We start from the raw sequence: 16,907 nt of genomic DNA on the forward strand, positions 1-16,907 counted from the left end.
AAAAAATAGATAAAGTAGTAATTAATGAAAACACTTATGGTATTAATACTTCAAATATAGGTGCAAATAAAATTTACTACTAAGGGGTCCTTAACTAGTGCTTTTAATAAATAAAGATACGGGAGTTAAATTAAAAAAAAGATCCAGTCGTAAACATTAATTTTGTTAATCCCACTGAAGAAAAAATATTTTTTGCAACTCTAAAATCATATTATAACATATTAAATACTTTAGAACATAAATAATGACTTTAAAAAATCACTTAGAAATCTAGCTAAAACTACATATATAATGATTTTAATTGATGGGAACGAAACAACGAAATTAGAGCTGTCAACTACCAAAAGACACGAGATTCTTGGATAAAAACTACATCATTACATTAAAGAGCAAATAAAAAAATATGTGAAATGAAATATATATTTAAATTAATACTTATACTTATTTTTGCTAGTTGCAGTAATGCAAACTACCCTGTGAAAGTTATCTATCAGTCTGCCAATAATCATAAAAAAGATAGTTTAATAAATTTTAATATTTTTATAAACAATATTACTGATAAAGAAATTTTAATTAAATACAATATTGACAAACTTAATGTGGGGTGTGCCTCTTTAGACACTTTAGATTCTATAGTGTTTTATAAAAATAACATTGAAGAAAGGGGGCTCGAAAACAATTTTTTAATTGAAAATAAAAAAGGTTTATTTAGAAATTTTTTTAATAAAAAAGCTATAATTGAAATTTTTAAAGGCCAAAATAGAATTAATTTAGGTTTCATCACAATGCATTGTAATGAAACTTCGGATATAATTTTAGCGCCTAAAGAAAATTTCCTATACAAAAACCTACATATTGATTATAGACTTTTAAAAGTACTAAAGAATGATAAGAAAATCAGATTATTATACATATATAAAAATGAAAAAAATAAGCTGATTATAATAAAATCAAATTGGATAATTTTACCTAAATAATAATTTATAAACATTATAACAGAATGTCAGGCTTTCTTATGCTCAGGAAAACGTAATTTTAAAAATTAAAGTGAAAAAACATTACTATCATTTCGGCTTAAAATATACTGGCTACAACTCTCAAAGTGGACAGCCGGAATATAAATACAACGGAAAGGAACAACAGGAAGAAGTCCGGCTCAATGTTTACGATTACGGAGCCCGTAATTACGACCCGGCTATAGGTCGTTGGTTTAATTCCGCCCTATTAGCCAAACAAATGAGAAGAAATTCACCTTACAATTATGCGTTTAATAACCCTATTCGATTTATAGACCCAGATGGGATGGCTCCGGATGCTTTAGAAGGTACAGATAAACAAATAGTTACTAAAGAGTTCGATATATGATGATGGAAATGTATATCAAACAGGCGAAAATTATGATTCATCTGATTTTAATTCTGGTAAATATATAGATGTTGAATCCCTAAAAAGCAATAGTACTGAAATTACTGAAAATGGAAAAGTAGTTGCGTCTGATAATCAAGTTTTGAATATGTTAAGTCAATAATGCCAGAAACGGCTATAAATCCTACAATATTTACTATTTATAATGTTAATTCACAAGAAACAGGTAGCAATTTATTTAGTATTGGTTTGTATTCTTCTAAATATAAGAATGGAAGTTGGGCATTGTCTAAATTAGATGATAATGAATTTCATATTAAATACGAAAAAGGTAAAAGTAATTTATTACTAAATAATTATTACAATACTAAAAACGCTTTAGAGCATGAAAATGACCATATTAATAGAGCGAATATGCTCTTTAGTAAATCAAAAAAAGTTATCTTATCAGGAGAATATTCAAGTTGTGGTGGATTGAGTAGATATAAGTCAGAAGGGGAAATAAGAGCCCTAAAAGTATAGCAAAGTAAAACGACCTATAAATTTACAACTGATAAATTTAAGGCAGCAATAAATAAATATCTTTATAAAAATAGAGATGAAAGAAAAAATAAGTCGGAATGATTAAAAATTATGTATATATAAAGTTAATGGCATGTTTTATTTTCAGTCTTTTTTTATTAGGATGTTATAGTGATGATAGAATTATTGTGCAAGTAGAAGAAAAAGAACCCTCTCAGTTTAAAGTAGATTTTATCAATTTTGATAATCAAGGAGTAGTGAAGTTCAATATTGTTTTCGAAGGGGCTCTTAATTTAGTTTTTAATTATAGGGATGTGCAAGAAAGAATATTTTATGATGAAAAACTAGTACATACAGAAAATATAGAGTGTGTTTTCGATGAAGAAAAAAATAAGGGTCGTTCATTTTTTATTATACAAAAAAAATCAGGCGAATGGAAAATAATTAATGATGAAATGGAGTGTACTAAAGATCCATTATTATTGGATTTTCTTGAATATAGTGAAGTGAAAATAGCATTATCAGTAGGGGATAAAAAGGTTATCCCAGTAAAAATTTATTATAGATCTTTTTCATTCGAATGTGAAAAAAATTTCAGGAATAAGGATTATACTAAAAAATATTTACCCAAAATATTTAGAATAATTTATTTTTATAATAAAGAAGGTAGTAAAATGCTATTCTATACTAATTGGTATACGATAAGATGATTCAATGATGTTTTATTAAGCATAGATGATGTATTTCTTTACTAAGATAAACAAAAATAGAGGTAACTGTACAATGATACCTCTTTTATAATACTCTTCAATAAGCAAATTGATAAGTTTAGTCGGTTAAATATAGCCCATTAGCCGCACAAATGAGAAGACATTCTCCATACAACTATGCTTTTAATAATCCTGTATTCTTCTTAGACCCCGGTAGAATGATGCATGTAGACGATCATTCTTATAAACTAGGTCAATATATATATACAGATAACAAAATAATTATTTTTAATGATTAATGATTATATTACTCATTTTTTTTAAATTACACACAATACCACATACTAAAGATTATACAAACAAAAAAATCATATTTTTAGACATTTTTGATAAATTTTTATAACATTTATATAATTATTTATTTTTTTTAGATTTTATAATTATTACTGAATTTGTAGTAACAATAATCAAGACTAGTACTTTGGGATATGGTAATGCAAAAGTTGCAAGATATTTTAGAAGCACCATAATTTATATTTCTTATAAATGGGGAAAGAGATTTTATCTAGAAAGAAAATTTGATAATTTAATTTTTATGAAATAAATATAAAACTGTTTATTAAAACAATAAAATTTGAAAAACTATATTTTTAGTAAATTAAATTCAGCTATGATTTAGAATTTAACAAAAAATACTTATTTAAAAAATTAAATATTTAAAATTATAGAATCAATTACTTTTTTTATATGAAATTTATTAAAAAAACCAATCATAAAAATAAACATTAATAAAGAAACCTGTAAGCTCATTGCTAATTATAAGAATGGTTGAAACTAAAATCATTAGAACAGAAAAAATAAATAAATTAAGTGTCTTAGTACGATTTTTTAGAAAACGATAATAATTAATAAGCATTAGTACACCCGGAATATTTATTAAGAATAAGCTACTAAAGACGTTATATCTTACTCCCGGCCAAATACCTCCATCATTTTTAGTTTCATTGACGATATATAAATATAATATTAAAGATATTATTGTTGCAACTATAGCTAAAAGTAGTACATTTTTGTAATTTATTTTTTTTTTGATAATTAGTCTGTAAGAATATAAACTAGCAAGTACAACAAACAAAGGAGGTGTTAAAAAGCTTAAAAAAAATAGTAGTATAATCATAAGGTAAAGTTTATTCTTACTATATAACTTACATTTTTTACTTAAATTGTATCAAATCAATTATAATATGATAACAATTTAAATCACATCCTTTATAATTTTCAATATATCCTCTACTAGTTAGTTTGAAATCTATACGAGATAAACTATTATTTTATCAATAGGATATAATATTATATCTTAGTAAATCTTTTCATTAAATGTTCCGAATTAATGTCAATAATAATTATATAAACACCTGAAGAAAGAAACTGTACATCAATTTTATTATTATGTACATCACTGATTTGCTTAATCATTTTTCCATCAAGACTATAAATATTTACCTTATCAACCTTAACAGTAGTATTAAAATATAAAACATCTGCTGTTGGATTAGGGTAGACAGATATATCAGTGGTATATACCTCATCTAAATAAGACTTAGCCTGCATTCTAGTAACTCTAACTGTATATTCCAAAATTAGATTAGGGAATCTGCTATTTGTCATTTTACAGGCTAAGGTAGTATTTGCATACTTAGCATCTGCCATAAATTTACCATTTCCTGCAACAGATAAGTTAATTTCTTTACCATTCTGGGTATACCATTTATAACTTGTTATATGGTTATCAATATTGTATTCTTTGCTCAGGTCAATGATTTGACCCGCCTCTAAAGTACCTCCGTTTATTTTAGCCTGATTATTGTAAAGCATCCATGAAATATTTTCCAATGGCAAATCGGAAAATCTTAGTTTATTTCCATAACAGAAAAAGTTCTCAAATAATTTATAGCTTGAAACGTTTAGTTCTGAGAGTTCACTTCCATGAACAAGTAAACTTTTCAGTTTAGAACAATCATTAATACGTAAGGTTGTTAACTTATTAACTCCGGCATCTATATATTCTAATGTTTGATTTTGTGTGGCTATTAATCCATCTATCTGATTTGCGACAATAAAAAGACCCCAGATTCCTTTGAATCTGGTAATATCCAGAACTCCTGTTAATCCTTTACCATACCAACTTATCTCATGTATTCTTTTTCCCTGGTCTGTATCTTTCCATTTAATTCCAATTACCTTAGCTACCCATTCTTCTGAACTATTCCAATTGTTTTTATCTATTGTAGATAACCCTACCTTTGAAAAATTATCTTTCTGTTGTAAAAACTGTCTTAAACCTTCCTTATCTTCTTCATTGTATACACCAATAACTTTAACTGAATATTCCAACTTAAGATTCGGGAATCTACTATTGGTCATTTTACAGGTTAAGGTTGTATTAAGATACTTAGTATCTGCCATAAATTTACCATTTCCTACAGCAGATAAGCTAATTTCTTTTCCATCCTGAGCATACCATTTATAACTTGTTATATGGCTATCTATGTTATATTCTTTACTTAAATCTACGATTTGACCACCACCTATAGAACCACCATCTATTTTAGCCTGATCACTGTATTGAAAATTTGAAATATTTTCCAATGGTAAATCGGAGAATTTCAGTTTATTTCCGTTGCAGAAAAAATTCTTTAATAATTTATAATCTGAAACATGTAGTTCTGTAAGTTCATTCACATGAACAAGCAGACTTATCAGTTTCGTACAATCTTCAATACGTAAGGTTGATAACTTACTAGAACCGGCATCTATATATTCTAATTTTTGATTTTTTAAGGCAATTAATCCATTTATTTGATTTTGTTGAATAAAAAGTCCCCAGATTTCTTTGAATTTGGAAACATTCAGAGTTCCTGTTAAATTTTTACTTGCCCAACTTATTATAAATATTCTTTTCCCTTGGTTGGTATCTATCCATGTAATCCCGTTTACCTTATCTACCCATTCTTCAGAACCTTCCCAATTATCTTTATCTGATGCGGATAATCCTAGCTTATAAAAATTATCTCCCTGTTGTAAAAACTGTCTTAAACCTTCTTTATCTTCTTCATTATACGTAGAATCTGCTGTAATGAAATAAGAACTCTCCAAAATAAGATCAGGGAACCTACTATTAGTCATTTTACAAGTTAAAATAGTATTGGCATACTTAGCATCTGCTATAAATTTACCATTTCCTGCAGTAGATAAGCTAATTTCTTTTCCATCCTGAGCATACCATTTGTAACTTGTTATATGATTATCAATGTTATATTCTTTGCTTAAATCTATTGTTTTACCTGCAATTATTGTTATTAGATCTTTATTCTGATTAGCATACGCAATTATAGATATATTTTTTAACGGCAGTGCCGAAAATTTTAGTTTATTATTATTACACAACAAGAAATCTATTAAACTACAATTGGAAATATTTAACTCTTTAAGTTCATTATAATCAATTAATAACGTATTTAACACCAAGCAATTTCCCACATTTAAAGTAGATATGTTATTATGCCCTGTATCTATATGTTTTAACTTCGTATTTTGAATAGTCAGAGAGGAAATATCATTATGTCCTGTTAATACTTCTTCAACTTCTGCAAACGGTTCTAAATTAATAGAACCTGATAACTTAGGAGTTCCTTCCGTCCAATTTAATTTAGATATTCTTTTTCCTTCGCTCCCTTCTTTCCAAGTAACTCCTTTTACTTTAGTTACCCATTCTTCACTACTTCTCCATTTAAGTGTATCTGCAACACTAAGACCTAGAGTTAAGTAATTATCACCTTGACTCATGATTTTTCTTAGTTCCTCCTTATCATCTCTGTGATAAGCTGAGTATATCTTAGGTTTAATTTCATACAACATACTCTCATTTTTTGCATATAGTATAGCATCAATGGAATAGTACCCATCTGCTGAACCGCTCCACCCCCAATTAAAATGAAATAATCCATCCGAATCATACCCATCACAAATAAAAGCATGTCCTCCTCCTGCATAATAAACAGGTTGTCTATTTTCAAATGAGTTTATTAAAATTTGAGACCATGCTTCATCTGAAAAATTATCTCTATATATCAGTTTAGAAGTTGTATATCCAAAGTATGTAAATGCATTAGGTAGCAGTTCACTTACAGAAGCACTTGCTGCAAAGCCATACCCCATTTGCACCGCAACTCCACAATGATACATTAAATCGGCTACAGCTTTATTCTGATTAGGATTACTACTATTTCCTTTATATATATTAAGCATATTATCCCAATCGTAAACATGTTGAGTTATATCAATTGAAGGCATCGTTATATTAAGATAATCGATACGATAGCCTGGAATAATCTTATATCCCTTTTTAGGAAATTCATAATATTTTAATATCTGTGCCATAGCTGTTGCTATGCAACCCGTAAGAGCCGAGTTTCCATTAGCATCTTTTACAGGAATAGAATTATAATACGGAGCTAGTTGATCCCATTTTGTTTTTATCAAAGGGGTAACCGTATTGTATAAACTATAGGTAGCCAGATTCTTGCTATTACTAAAAGTAGTCCATTGTCTTTTCACCTTATCTGATGCTTCTTTTCCTTCTAAGATAGCTTGTTCAATTCCTTGCTCAACACTCTTTATCCATCCTAAATAATTAGGAGGGAGAAGCGATTCATCATATGTTCCTTCTGTAGTATATCCAATAACAGGCACAGATACATCATCTGCTGCTACAATGACATAGCCTTTGTTATATCCTTTATTAAATATATAATAAAGATTGGAAGGCTCTCTTGTACTTTTTTGATTTATATTGCCCTGTACGGTTTTTACTAGCTGTACAGGTATTGATAATTTAGATAAGGATGTACCTGACTGGCTTTGATGTTTTTGAGCAATTAAAATAGCTTCATCAATGGGTATTTGTTTTCCAAAAGCAAAAGCACTTTGTAAAACAAATAAAAATAGTAGTAGTTTATTTTTCATAAGCAATAATTTTAAATGTATTTTTTTTAATTAATAAGAACAAAATATAAAAATTTATATTACAAATATAAATTAAAAACAATAAATACACTAATTTGGTATATTTATTTATAAAAAAAACACTTAAATCATGGTTAAAGATAACTTTAGATGAATAAATTTTTTCTAATTATCTTTTCCTCAATGAAAAACAAGCATTTAAAAAAAGTACCCATATTTCAGAACATAAAACAGAATCATTATTCGTTTTTTCAGCCTAAATATTGAAGCTAAAAAAGACAGCTATTTTAATTAGGGTTTCTAGTTCAACAATCAATAAGTTTTATTAAGTTTTCATAGAGCATATTGCTAAGATCTGTGAATTGGAAAGTCCTTTGATTAATGTTTGGATTGAACTTTACGAGAGCTATTTTAAAGCAAGAAGAGTCTGAGGCATTAAACGTTGCAGAGCTAAAGGCTAAATTCTTGTTTTTTGAAATGCTTTAACGCAAAGAAAGACTGTAAACACAAATAGTAAACAGTTATTGTATTAGAGACTTAACACCTATTATTCAAGGCAAAACAGATACGAATGTTAGTATATTTTAATGGCTTTACAACCTATGATGGTCTTGTTAATTACAGATATAAAGACATTACAGGGGCAAAATGGATTTGTTGTTGGAGGGAATCAATTAAGAGTATGAATTTAGATGAAACTATAGATATACAAATATTAATTTAATTTTACTTAAAAACATTAAAAATAAACTTCTAAAGTTATCTTGAACCTAATTCATTATTGTTTATCTGCAAGATTATTCTTAATAATATAATATATTATATATAATAAGAATTAAAAGTTATACTATAATAAAGTATTGGAGTTAACTTTCAACTAGAAAAGGCAAAAATAAAAAAGCACAATCTAAATAGTTTGGATTGTGCTTTTCATTAAGTGAACACGGGAGGAGTCGAACCCCCAACCTTCAGAGCCGTAATCTGACGCTCTATCCAATTGAGCTACGTGTCCCTTTCAATTGGAATGCAAAAGTACTATTTTTTTTATTATTTTAATAATTTTTTTTTCACTTTTTTTATTCTCTTATAATTTATACTTAATCTGAACATTCTTCTACTTTTATTAATATATCCTCCGCTTTTTTAACTAAAAAAACTGCGCCATTATCAACTAATTCTTCTTTAGGTCTGAACCCCCAGAGAACCCCTATGCTCTTGATGCCGGAACTGGCTGCCGTTTTCATATCGGTAGCTGTATCGCCTACATACAAAATTGTATTTACATCAGAAATACCTGACTCTTTCATAATATCATAAACAATCTGAGGATCTGGTTTGGCTGGAACACCTTCGCGTTGCCCCAACACAACATCGAAAGCAATATCAGAAAAATATTTTGTAACTAATGCCTGAGTCCCTAAATGATATTTATTCGAAGCAACCGCCAGCTTTATTCCTTGATTTTCCAATGATTTAAGCATAGAAATTATACCCGGATAAGGTGCTGTATTTTCATCAGAATGTAAATTGTAATATTCTATAAATTCTTGTCTAAGCTGCTCTATAAACTCTGGTTGCCTATTCACTTCAGGCAATGCTCTTTCAATTAATTTACCTACACCTTTACCTACAAAAAAACGGTATGAATCTACCGGATGCTCAGGAAATCCGTATTTTTTTAAAATATAGTTACCTGAATTTGCCAAATCTTCAATCGTATTTAACAAAGTTCCATCCAAATCAAAAATAACCAGTTCAATCATTGTATTTTATTTACAAAGATAACTATCTATTATTATATAAAACTCATGATATTTTTACGAAAAAAGTGTTTGCCATATATATTTAAAATCATTAGCCATACTCCAGTTTTCAATATAATCTATATTAATTAAAACTTTATCCTTCCAAAGAATTTCATCATTATATTTCTGAGGATCACTTACTTTTGACAAAATTTCCTGTTCGTTTCTGTATTTTAATTGTGCCGGACCGGTAATTCCTGGCTTTACAGTTAAAATAATGCTGGATTTCCCGGAAAGTAAATCTGCATACCCAGGAACATCGGGCCTGGGCCCTACCCATGACATTTCTCCTTTTAGTATATTAAAAATCTGAGGCAGCTCATCTAACTTATATTTTCTTAATATTTTGCCCCATGGTGTAATATTCATTTGGGATGTAGTAACAAAAGTGTTATAATGTCCTTTCATAGTTCTATATTTATATAAATTGAACTCCTTCCCACCTTTCCCAATTCTCTTTTGCATAAACAACCCATTATTTTGTGTACTTATACAAGTTATTATATAAATAATTAACATAGGAATTATTAATAAAAATAAACTTGCCAGTGCTAACATATAATCGGTAATCTGTTTAACAATCTTCATATCTATGATGTTGAGTGTAAATTTACTAAAAGAAAAAGGATTTCCTAAGAAATCCTTTTTAGTATTTTGTGCATCCCAGAGCTTAATGAACCGGATAATTTCCATGATGCACCTTTTCACCATGTTGGGATATATCCAAACCTAATTCCTCTTTGTCTGCATCTACCCTTAAAGGTATAATTTTATTTACCAGATAAAGCAAAAGCAATGTACCAAAAAATGCAAAAGCAGAAACCAACATCATAGCAACAAAATGAGTAACGAATAAAGTCGTTTCTCCATAAAACAGTCCATTGTGTTGTACTGCTTCGTTTATTGACTTATCTGCAAACACTCCGGTTAATAACATTCCAACCATTCCTCCTACTCCATGACACGGAAAAACATCCAATGTATCATCAACTCCTTTCTTATGAAATAATCGAACCATATAGAAGCTGACTATACTTGCTGCCAAACCAATAAATAATGAATGTCCAATAGACACATAACCTGCTGCGGGAGTAATTCCTACTAAACCTACAACAGCCCCCACACAAACTCCAACAGAAGTTAACTTTTGCTTATTAATTTTTTCAAGAAAACCCCAGGTTATTGCGCCGACAGCTGATGCTGCTGTTGTATTAGCAAAGGCTAACACTGCGAGTCCGTTAGCAGCAAAGGAAGAACCTGCATTAAAACCAAACCAGCCCACCCATAATAAGCTAGCTCCTAAAATTACATACGGGACCTGAGCAGCTGATAATGTCGTATTTCTTCTTTTTTTCAGAAATATAGCACCGGCAAAAGCTGCCCAGCCAGAACTCATATGAACCACAGTTCCACCGGCAAAATCCAGAACTCCGGCTTTTGCCAAAATCCCTTCCGGATGCCAGGTAGCGTGAGCTAATGGTGAATAAATAAATATTGAAAAAACTATTATAAATAATAAATATCCCCAAAATCGTATTCTTTCTGCTACTCCCCCAGAAATTAATGCGGGAGTAATTATTGCAAATTTTAACTGAAATAAAGCAAATAACAATATAGGAATTGTAGGAGCTCCGGGCCAGGCTGAATCGGTACCCACTCCTCTCATAAACATATTGGGTATCGGATTACCTATAATACCCCCTAAATCAGGGCCGAAAGCAAGTCCAAAACCAAAAATAAACCATAATACGGTTATAGTGACCATTGCTATAAAACTCTGAAAAATAGTGCTTATTATATTTTTACTATTTACCATACCCCCATAAAAGAAGCCGACACCTGGTGTCATTAAAAAAACTAAAACTGAAGCAACCAACATCCATGCTACATCTGCATGATTAAATTTAGCAGGTGTAAGCGTTAGTGTAGTTGTATCTGAGGAAAACAAATAATTGGAAAAAAGACTTACCAAACCTAAGATAACTAAAACCGATATTAATATTTTTTTTCTCATACCCTATATTTTTACAAGGCAAAAATACATATTTTAAGTAAAATAAAAACAATACCCCTATTAAAAAATAAATAAACTACGATATTTTAATAAAAAAACGACATACACCCTATATAAAATAAGAGTCTTTCCCATATTTTTCCTTAAAAAAGTTATTAGATTATTTTTTAATTACTTTATACTGTATTTTAATAACCCCTTTATTCAGATCAGAAATTTTTTTAAAAGCCTTTCGACTTAAATCGAAATCTCTACCTGCAACGAAAGGCCCTCTATCTGTAATCCTGACAATAACCTTTTTATGCGTTTCCGGATTTATTATTTTCACTCGGGTACCAAAAGGAAGAGTTTTATGAGCTGCTGTTAACTTTCTCATATTGTAAACCTCTCCACTTGCAGTTTTTTTACCATGAAACTTACGCCCGTACCAACTTACGGTTGCTCTAGAGTACGATGTATTTGATGTGTTCATTGAACAGGATGTAATCACTAATAAAAATATCAGTGTAAAAAAATTATAGTACTTCATACAAATATTTTAATTTTAAGTATTCAAAACAGTACAACGAAGTTAAAGAAATAAGAGCTAAAATATCAAATAAAAGATTTTTACGACTAAGATATTATTCTTACCTTTACGCAATTAAGATAAAACTAACCCAATTTAGTTAAGTAAAAAATTTCACAATTAAAAAAAATTTATGCGAAAAATTTATCTAATTTTAACACTATCCGTTGCTGCCTTACTTTCTTCTTGTACTGAAGAATCCAGCAACATTTTATCCTCCGGAGCTTCTGGAAAAACGGATGTAATAAATAAGTCTGGTGCTTCTGATGGAGTTCAATACTCTTTGAATGATTTAGAAATAAATCCGGATTTAGTAAAAATCTCGTCAGAAAACGCTACTCTTACCAGCTCTGAAGCTAGTATGCAGCAAGGATCGTTTAGTCTGCAGTCACCCAGTGATGATATTAAAGAAAAGCTGGTTGAAGGAACAATCATTTATGTTAAGTCAGGAGAAAATTCATATCTAAGAAAAATTAATTCCGTTTCAATTTCAGGAAATAATTATAACCTTGGAACATCCGAAGCTTATTTAGGAGATTTATTCAATGGCGGATCTATTGAATTATCAGTTAATACCCAACAGGCTGAAAAAGCTATTCAATCAAGAACTACCGGTTCTTTACTAGCTACTAAAGATTATAGCAATTCATTTACATTCGATATATTTAATCTTATTCAGGAGTACAAATATGGAGGTATGATACTTAATCCAAATACTTCTATAAGCTCTACATTCAACATGAAAATAGGATTTGGTAATTCCCGAATTCTACCTAATGAAGTGGTTGCTTACTACGAATTAAATACGTCTATGCATCCTTATTATAAATTCGAAGGAGCTTTTAATAAAAAAATCACTCATAATTTAATTGAAAATGTTCCAGCTAATTTGCTAGAATTATTAAAAAAGATAGAAGTTGATATTACTATTCCAGCTGGTGAAGTTTTAGGAAATATTCCTGCTAAAATAAGTATCAATGAAATAAATTTCCCTGTTGAAATTGAAGCTAATATTGCTAAAAGTTCAAATATTGAATTTAATGCTTCAGGAAATTTAAAAGTTGGTTTTGCATATTACAATGGTGTTCCTAATAAAACAAGCCATTTTATCTATGAGAATTCTATCACTAATTCTTCAGTTGTAAAATCTGATTTAGTTGGAGAATTAACTTCTGATATGAAAATATCTATTATTCCTAAAGTAACTTTATTTAATACGGATTTAATTGATGTTAAAGGAAACATAACTTTTGGTCTTAAAACTTTCTCAGTAGGTGGAGCTAGTGTAACTAATGAGACTGGATTTGCTTCCAAAGGTGATTTCTATTCTTCCGGAGTTTTCTCATTTGGAAGTTTTGGAATTCCTTTATATACAACTGAGTTATTTAAAAATAACAAAGAATTATGGAATATAGGTAACTATACAAAAACATTTGCCGTTTCTAATTTTAGATCATATAAAAATTCCGCATTTCCTTGCTATGGATTGACCTCTTATAGCTTTACAGCAGCATTAGATTACAAATATCCTCTTACTGGAAAAGTAATTACTAGTGATCTTGAAATGACTTATGATGTATATGCAGATAACGGAAGAATTTTAGAACAGGGTAAAAAAGTTAAATTGACTCCTACAAACATTACTGATAAAGGATTCAATTTCACTTTATGTATTCCTTTCAGAAAAATTAGCTTCTTTAGTGTTGCTAAAACTAGTTATTTAAGAAATATTACGATTAAAGATGCCAACGGTTATATAGCTACTGATGTTATAGATCCTTCTACAGGTGCAGCTTATTCTCAAATCAAGATTACAAGATAAAATTTTTAATTATATTATCTAACAAAAAGACCGCTAATTTAGCGGTCTTTTTCTTTAAATCTTTATACCTTTAGTACTATATAGTTTAGTATACGTTGTTTACTTTTAAGATTGCTGAATAATATGAAAATTATAATTTTATACATACTTCTTTTATTTACATATAAGACCATGTCTTCACAAACTATAAACCTTCAAATCTTTTATGATAGTAATAATGTAAAATTCGGTCTGAAAAATGAAAAAGGTGAAGTACAAATTCCTGCGCAGTGGGACTCGTTAACAAAAATTAATTCTTATTTTTATATAGGTAAAAAATCTGGTTTCGTTTATACATATCGATATGATGAGTCTTTAAACGAATTAATAAGAATTAATTATAAAATTGCTGAACCTGCTATTTATTCAAATCATTTAGTAATTGTACAACCATACGGCAAAGATATACTCAAGGGAGTAATTACAATTCATGGTGAAGAAATTCTTCCTTCTTTTTATTCAAACATTAGAATTACAGAGCATTATATATTAGCTGAAATTGATAAAAAAATATCTGTTTTTGATCTACAAGGAAAAAAGATATTCTCTGAAAAATATAACTATATTCATGTAAAAGATAATTATATATATGCTAAAATTGATGATAACCGTTTTCCTAATAAAGAAAAATATGTGGTTTACACCCCACAGTTAAAAATAATAACTCATCCAGATTGGAACATTGAAGGTACATTTGGAAAAGATGGCTTATTAATGATAGAAACATTGACTAAGGAAAAATTTTATATAGATTATAACGGAAATATCAAAATCCCCCCCACTTCTAAAATTAATTTTGAAAGTCCTTTTTCCAATGGATACGCAATTATTTCCTCTGGCAAAACAGACAAAAAATTCGGTTTTATGAACACAGTAGGCGAAATCGTTATTCCTGCTGAATATGATGAAGTAAGCCCTTTTCAAATTCATTATGCGTACTTTTTTAAAAAAAATAAGCAAATTTTCACAGAAGGACTTATTGACAGTGGAAATAAAATAAAAAAGATATTTCCAAACAAAGTTATTAGCAAATCAGTATACTATGATACTAATGAGACAACCTATTATTTATCCACTGGAGAGACATACGATGCTGACGGTAAATTAAAAGATGATTTACATCCTATCCGATGAAACAAAAAACAAGATTATTAACCGTAAAAGACTAGAATATTAGTAAATTTGCACCACAAAATTGTTAATATGCAACTATCAGAACAAGAATTAATTCGTAGGGAAAAACTACAAAAGCTAAAAGAGGCAGGAATTGAAGCTTATCCTGCTGATGAATACAAAATCACAAATTCTACACAAAAAATAAAGGAGCATTTTAAGGAAGGAGAAAAGGTAAGAGTTGCCGGTAGAATCATGTCTAATCGTATTCAGGGTAAAGCTGGTTTTTCTGAACTTCAGGATAGTGAAGGTAGAATACAATTGTATTTTAACAGAGATGTTCTATGTCCGGACGACGATAAATTCAAGTATAACGATTTTTATAAAAAACTTCTGGATTTAGGAGATTTTATTGGGGTTGAGGGCGAACTTTTTGTAACAAAAATGGGTGAAAAAACCATTATGGTAAATGACTTTACTCTTTTATCTAAAGTTTTACGTCCTTTACCTTTACCTAAAACCGATGAAGAAGGAAACGTACACGATGCTTTTAATGATCCTGAACTCCGTTACCGGATGAGATATGTTGATTTGGTTGTAAATCCTCAGGTAAAAGATATTTTTGTTAAAAGAACGCGTCTTTTCAATGCTATGAGGAATTTTTTCAATGATCGTGGATACTTTGAAGTGGAAACGCCTATATTGCAATCTATTCCAGGGGGTGCAGCTGCAAGACCATTTATTACTCATCATAATGCTTTAAATATTCCTTTATATCTTCGAATAGCCAATGAACTTTATTTAAAAAGACTTATAGTTGGAGGATTTGACGGAGTTTACGAATTTTCTAAAAATTTTCGTAATGAAGGTATGGACAGAACCCATAATCCGGAGTTTACAGCAATGGAAATATATGTAGCCTACAAAGATTATAACTGGATGATGGACTTCACAGAACAGCTGCTTGAACATTGTGCTATTGCAGTAAACGGTACTTCCAAGGCTACATTCGGCGAACATACCATAGATTTTAAAGCACCTTATCCTCGTGTTTCTATGACTGATGCTATTATTAAATATACCGGTTTTGATATTACAGGAAAAACAGAAGAAGAACTAAGAATAGCTGCTAAAGGCATGGGTATTGAAGTTAATGAAACTATGGGGAAAGGAAAACTAATCGATGAAATTTTTGGCGAAAAATGTGAAGGTAATTTTATTCAACCGACATTTATTACCGATTATCCCAAAGAAATGTCTCCTTTAACCAAAAAACATCGTTCAAATCCAGATTTAACTGAACGATTTGAATTAATGGTTTGTGGAAAAGAAATCGCAAATGCTTATTCCGAGTTAAATGATCCTATTGATCAACGGGAGCGATTTGAAGAGCAGCTAAAATTATCGGAAAAAGGAGATGATGAAGCAATGTTTATAGATCAGGATTTTTTACGAGCGTTGGAATTTGGCATGCCTCCTACCTCAGGATTAGGTATTGGAATGGATCGTTTAATTATGTTTTTAACCAACAATGCATCTATTCAGGAAGTTTTATTCTTCCCTCAAATGAAACCCGAACAAACATCATCTATTGAATTATCTGAAGATGAGAAAATCATACTGAGTATTTTAGAAAACAATAACTCATCCCTAAATTTAACTGATTTAAAATCTCAGGCTGGATTAAGTGGGAAAAAATGGGATAAATCTATAAAAACACTTACTAAACACTCTTTAGTTAAAGTTATTGTTGATGGTGAAACTAAAACAGTTCAATTATCTGATTAAAAATATCATAAATTATTAAATTAAAAAGACTATACCTTTGTATAGTCTTTTTTCAATTAGTGGTAAAAATAAGAGTGAAATATAATAATTTATTATATCCTATAACTCGATTAGATTAAATTGCAGATAATTGTAT

At 29.4% G+C, this 16,907-nt stretch carries 14 protein-coding genes and 1 tRNA gene; 9 read left to right on the forward strand and 6 right to left on the reverse strand.

Going from position 1 to position 16,907, the window contains the following annotated elements; all coding sequences use genetic code 11:
* Window positions 1-410 precede the first annotated feature (410 nt).
* From EOV51_RS00100 to EOV51_RS14575, 5 genes are all read left to right on the forward strand, one after another.
* Window positions 411-977, forward strand: coding sequence for a hypothetical protein (locus tag EOV51_RS00100; RefSeq protein ID WP_128148609.1), 567 nt, complete (start codon window positions 411-413; stop codon window positions 975-977).
* Between the two features lie 70 nt (window positions 978-1,047).
* The gene (locus EOV51_RS00105) at window positions 1,048-1,365 is read left to right on the forward strand and encodes an RHS repeat domain-containing protein (protein ID WP_228427649.1); all 318 of its coding nucleotides are present in this window, start codon (window positions 1,048-1,050) and stop codon (window positions 1,363-1,365) included.
* Window positions 1,366-1,527: 162 nt separating this feature from the next.
* The gene (locus tag EOV51_RS00110) at window positions 1,528-1,887 is read left to right on the forward strand and encodes a hypothetical protein (protein ID WP_128148613.1); all 360 of its coding nucleotides are present in this window, start codon (window positions 1,528-1,530) and stop codon (window positions 1,885-1,887) included.
* Window positions 1,888-1,985: 98 nt separating this feature from the next.
* Window positions 1,986-2,597, forward strand: coding sequence for a hypothetical protein (locus tag EOV51_RS00115; protein WP_128148615.1), 612 nt, complete (start codon window positions 1,986-1,988; stop codon window positions 2,595-2,597).
* Window positions 2,598-2,749: 152 nt separating this feature from the next.
* Window positions 2,750-2,896 (forward strand): hypothetical protein, encoded by a 147-nt coding sequence (locus EOV51_RS14575; RefSeq protein ID WP_164875213.1) that lies wholly within the window; start codon window positions 2,750-2,752, stop codon window positions 2,894-2,896.
* Window positions 2,897-3,947: 1,051 nt separating this feature from the next.
* Here the strand turns inward: EOV51_RS14575 and EOV51_RS00120 are convergent.
* On the reverse strand, window positions 3,948-7,622 hold the full coding sequence (locus EOV51_RS00120; protein ID WP_128148617.1) for a thiol protease/hemagglutinin PrtT: 3,675 nt from the start codon (window positions 7,620-7,622) through the stop codon (window positions 3,948-3,950).
* Window positions 7,623-8,193: 571 nt separating this feature from the next.
* Here EOV51_RS00120 and EOV51_RS14580 point away from each other — a divergent pair.
* Complete coding sequence (locus EOV51_RS14580) at window positions 8,194-8,346, forward strand: hypothetical protein (protein ID WP_164875214.1); 153 nt, start codon at window positions 8,194-8,196, stop codon at window positions 8,344-8,346.
* A 214-nt stretch (window positions 8,347-8,560) separates the two neighbouring features.
* On the opposite strand, the gene EOV51_RS00125 is transcribed toward EOV51_RS14580, so the two are convergent.
* From EOV51_RS00125 to EOV51_RS00145, 5 genes are all read right to left on the reverse strand, one after another.
* Window positions 8,561-8,634, reverse strand: a tRNA-Arg gene (locus tag EOV51_RS00125).
* Between the two features lie 85 nt (window positions 8,635-8,719).
* Window positions 8,720-9,385: an HAD family hydrolase gene (locus EOV51_RS00130; RefSeq protein WP_128148619.1), complete on the reverse strand. Its 666-nt coding sequence runs from the start codon at window positions 9,383-9,385 to the stop codon at window positions 8,720-8,722.
* A gap of 54 nt (window positions 9,386-9,439) precedes the next feature.
* The gene (locus EOV51_RS00135; RefSeq protein WP_228427650.1) at window positions 9,440-10,120 is read right to left on the reverse strand and encodes a sugar transferase; all 681 of its coding nucleotides are present in this window, start codon (window positions 10,118-10,120) and stop codon (window positions 9,440-9,442) included.
* Window positions 10,098-11,441 carry an ammonium transporter gene (locus EOV51_RS00140; protein ID WP_128148621.1) on the reverse strand — a complete coding sequence of 448 codons (1,344 nt, stop codon included), beginning with the start codon at window positions 11,439-11,441 and terminating at the stop codon, window positions 10,098-10,100. Before EOV51_RS00140 ends, EOV51_RS00135 begins: the two co-directional genes overlap by 23 nt.
* A 160-nt stretch (window positions 11,442-11,601) precedes the next feature.
* Window positions 11,602-11,913, reverse strand: a complete 312-nt coding sequence (locus EOV51_RS00145; protein WP_228427651.1) for a septal ring lytic transglycosylase RlpA family protein — start codon at window positions 11,911-11,913, stop codon at window positions 11,602-11,604.
* A gap of 229 nt (window positions 11,914-12,142) precedes the next feature.
* Between EOV51_RS00145 and EOV51_RS00150 the strand changes: the two genes are divergently transcribed.
* The 3 genes from EOV51_RS00150 to lysS all read left to right on the forward strand — a co-directional run bounded on the left by EOV51_RS00150 (window position 12,143) and on the right by lysS (window position 16,771).
* Complete coding sequence (locus tag EOV51_RS00150; protein WP_128148625.1) at window positions 12,143-13,831, forward strand: hypothetical protein; 1,689 nt, start codon at window positions 12,143-12,145, stop codon at window positions 13,829-13,831.
* Window positions 13,832-13,954: 123 nt separating this feature from the next.
* A complete protein-coding gene (locus tag EOV51_RS00155; RefSeq protein ID WP_128148627.1) occupies window positions 13,955-15,004 on the forward strand; it encodes a WG repeat-containing protein in 1,050 nt (349 codons plus the stop codon).
* A gap of 69 nt (window positions 15,005-15,073) precedes the next feature.
* Window positions 15,074-16,771 (forward strand): lysine--tRNA ligase, encoded by a 1,698-nt coding sequence (gene lysS, locus EOV51_RS00160; protein ID WP_128148629.1) that lies wholly within the window; start codon window positions 15,074-15,076, stop codon window positions 16,769-16,771.
* Window positions 16,772-16,907: the final 136 nt, after the last annotated feature.

This window comes from Apibacter raozihei, assembly GCF_004014855.1.
Lineage (GTDB): Bacteria > Bacteroidota > Bacteroidia > Flavobacteriales > Weeksellaceae > Apibacter > Apibacter raozihei.

Bases quoted from the DNA above. Each gene is read 5' to 3' on its own strand.
- lysS (WP_128148629.1), top strand. From the start codon at position 15,074: ATGCAACTATCAGAACAAGAATTAATTCGTAGGGAAAAACTACAAAAG.
- EOV51_RS00100 (WP_128148609.1), top strand. From the start codon at position 411: ATGAAATATATATTTAAATTAATACTTATACTTATTTTTGCTAGTTGC.
- EOV51_RS00150 (WP_128148625.1), top strand. From the start codon at position 12,143: ATGCGAAAAATTTATCTAATTTTAACACTATCCGTTGCTGCCTTACTT.
- EOV51_RS00130 (WP_128148619.1), bottom strand. From the start codon at position 9,385: ATGATTGAACTGGTTATTTTTGATTTGGATGGAACTTTGTTAAATACG.
- EOV51_RS14580 (WP_164875214.1), top strand. From the start codon at position 8,194: ATGTTAGTATATTTTAATGGCTTTACAACCTATGATGGTCTTGTTAAT.
- EOV51_RS00145 (WP_228427651.1), bottom strand. From the start codon at position 11,913: ATGAACACATCAAATACATCGTACTCTAGAGCAACCGTAAGTTGGTAC.
- EOV51_RS00110 (WP_128148613.1), top strand. From the start codon at position 1,528: ATGCCAGAAACGGCTATAAATCCTACAATATTTACTATTTATAATGTT.
- EOV51_RS00135 (WP_228427650.1), bottom strand. From the start codon at position 10,120: ATGGAAATTATCCGGTTCATTAAGCTCTGGGATGCACAAAATACTAAA.
- EOV51_RS00120 (WP_128148617.1), bottom strand. From the start codon at position 7,622: ATGAAAAATAAACTACTACTATTTTTATTTGTTTTACAAAGTGCTTTT.
- EOV51_RS00155 (WP_128148627.1), top strand. From the start codon at position 13,955: ATGAAAATTATAATTTTATACATACTTCTTTTATTTACATATAAGACC.
- EOV51_RS14575 (WP_164875213.1), top strand. From the start codon at position 2,750: ATGAGAAGACATTCTCCATACAACTATGCTTTTAATAATCCTGTATTC.
- EOV51_RS00115 (WP_128148615.1), top strand. From the start codon at position 1,986: ATGATTAAAAATTATGTATATATAAAGTTAATGGCATGTTTTATTTTC.
- EOV51_RS00140 (WP_128148621.1), bottom strand. From the start codon at position 11,441: ATGAGAAAAAAAATATTAATATCGGTTTTAGTTATCTTAGGTTTGGTA.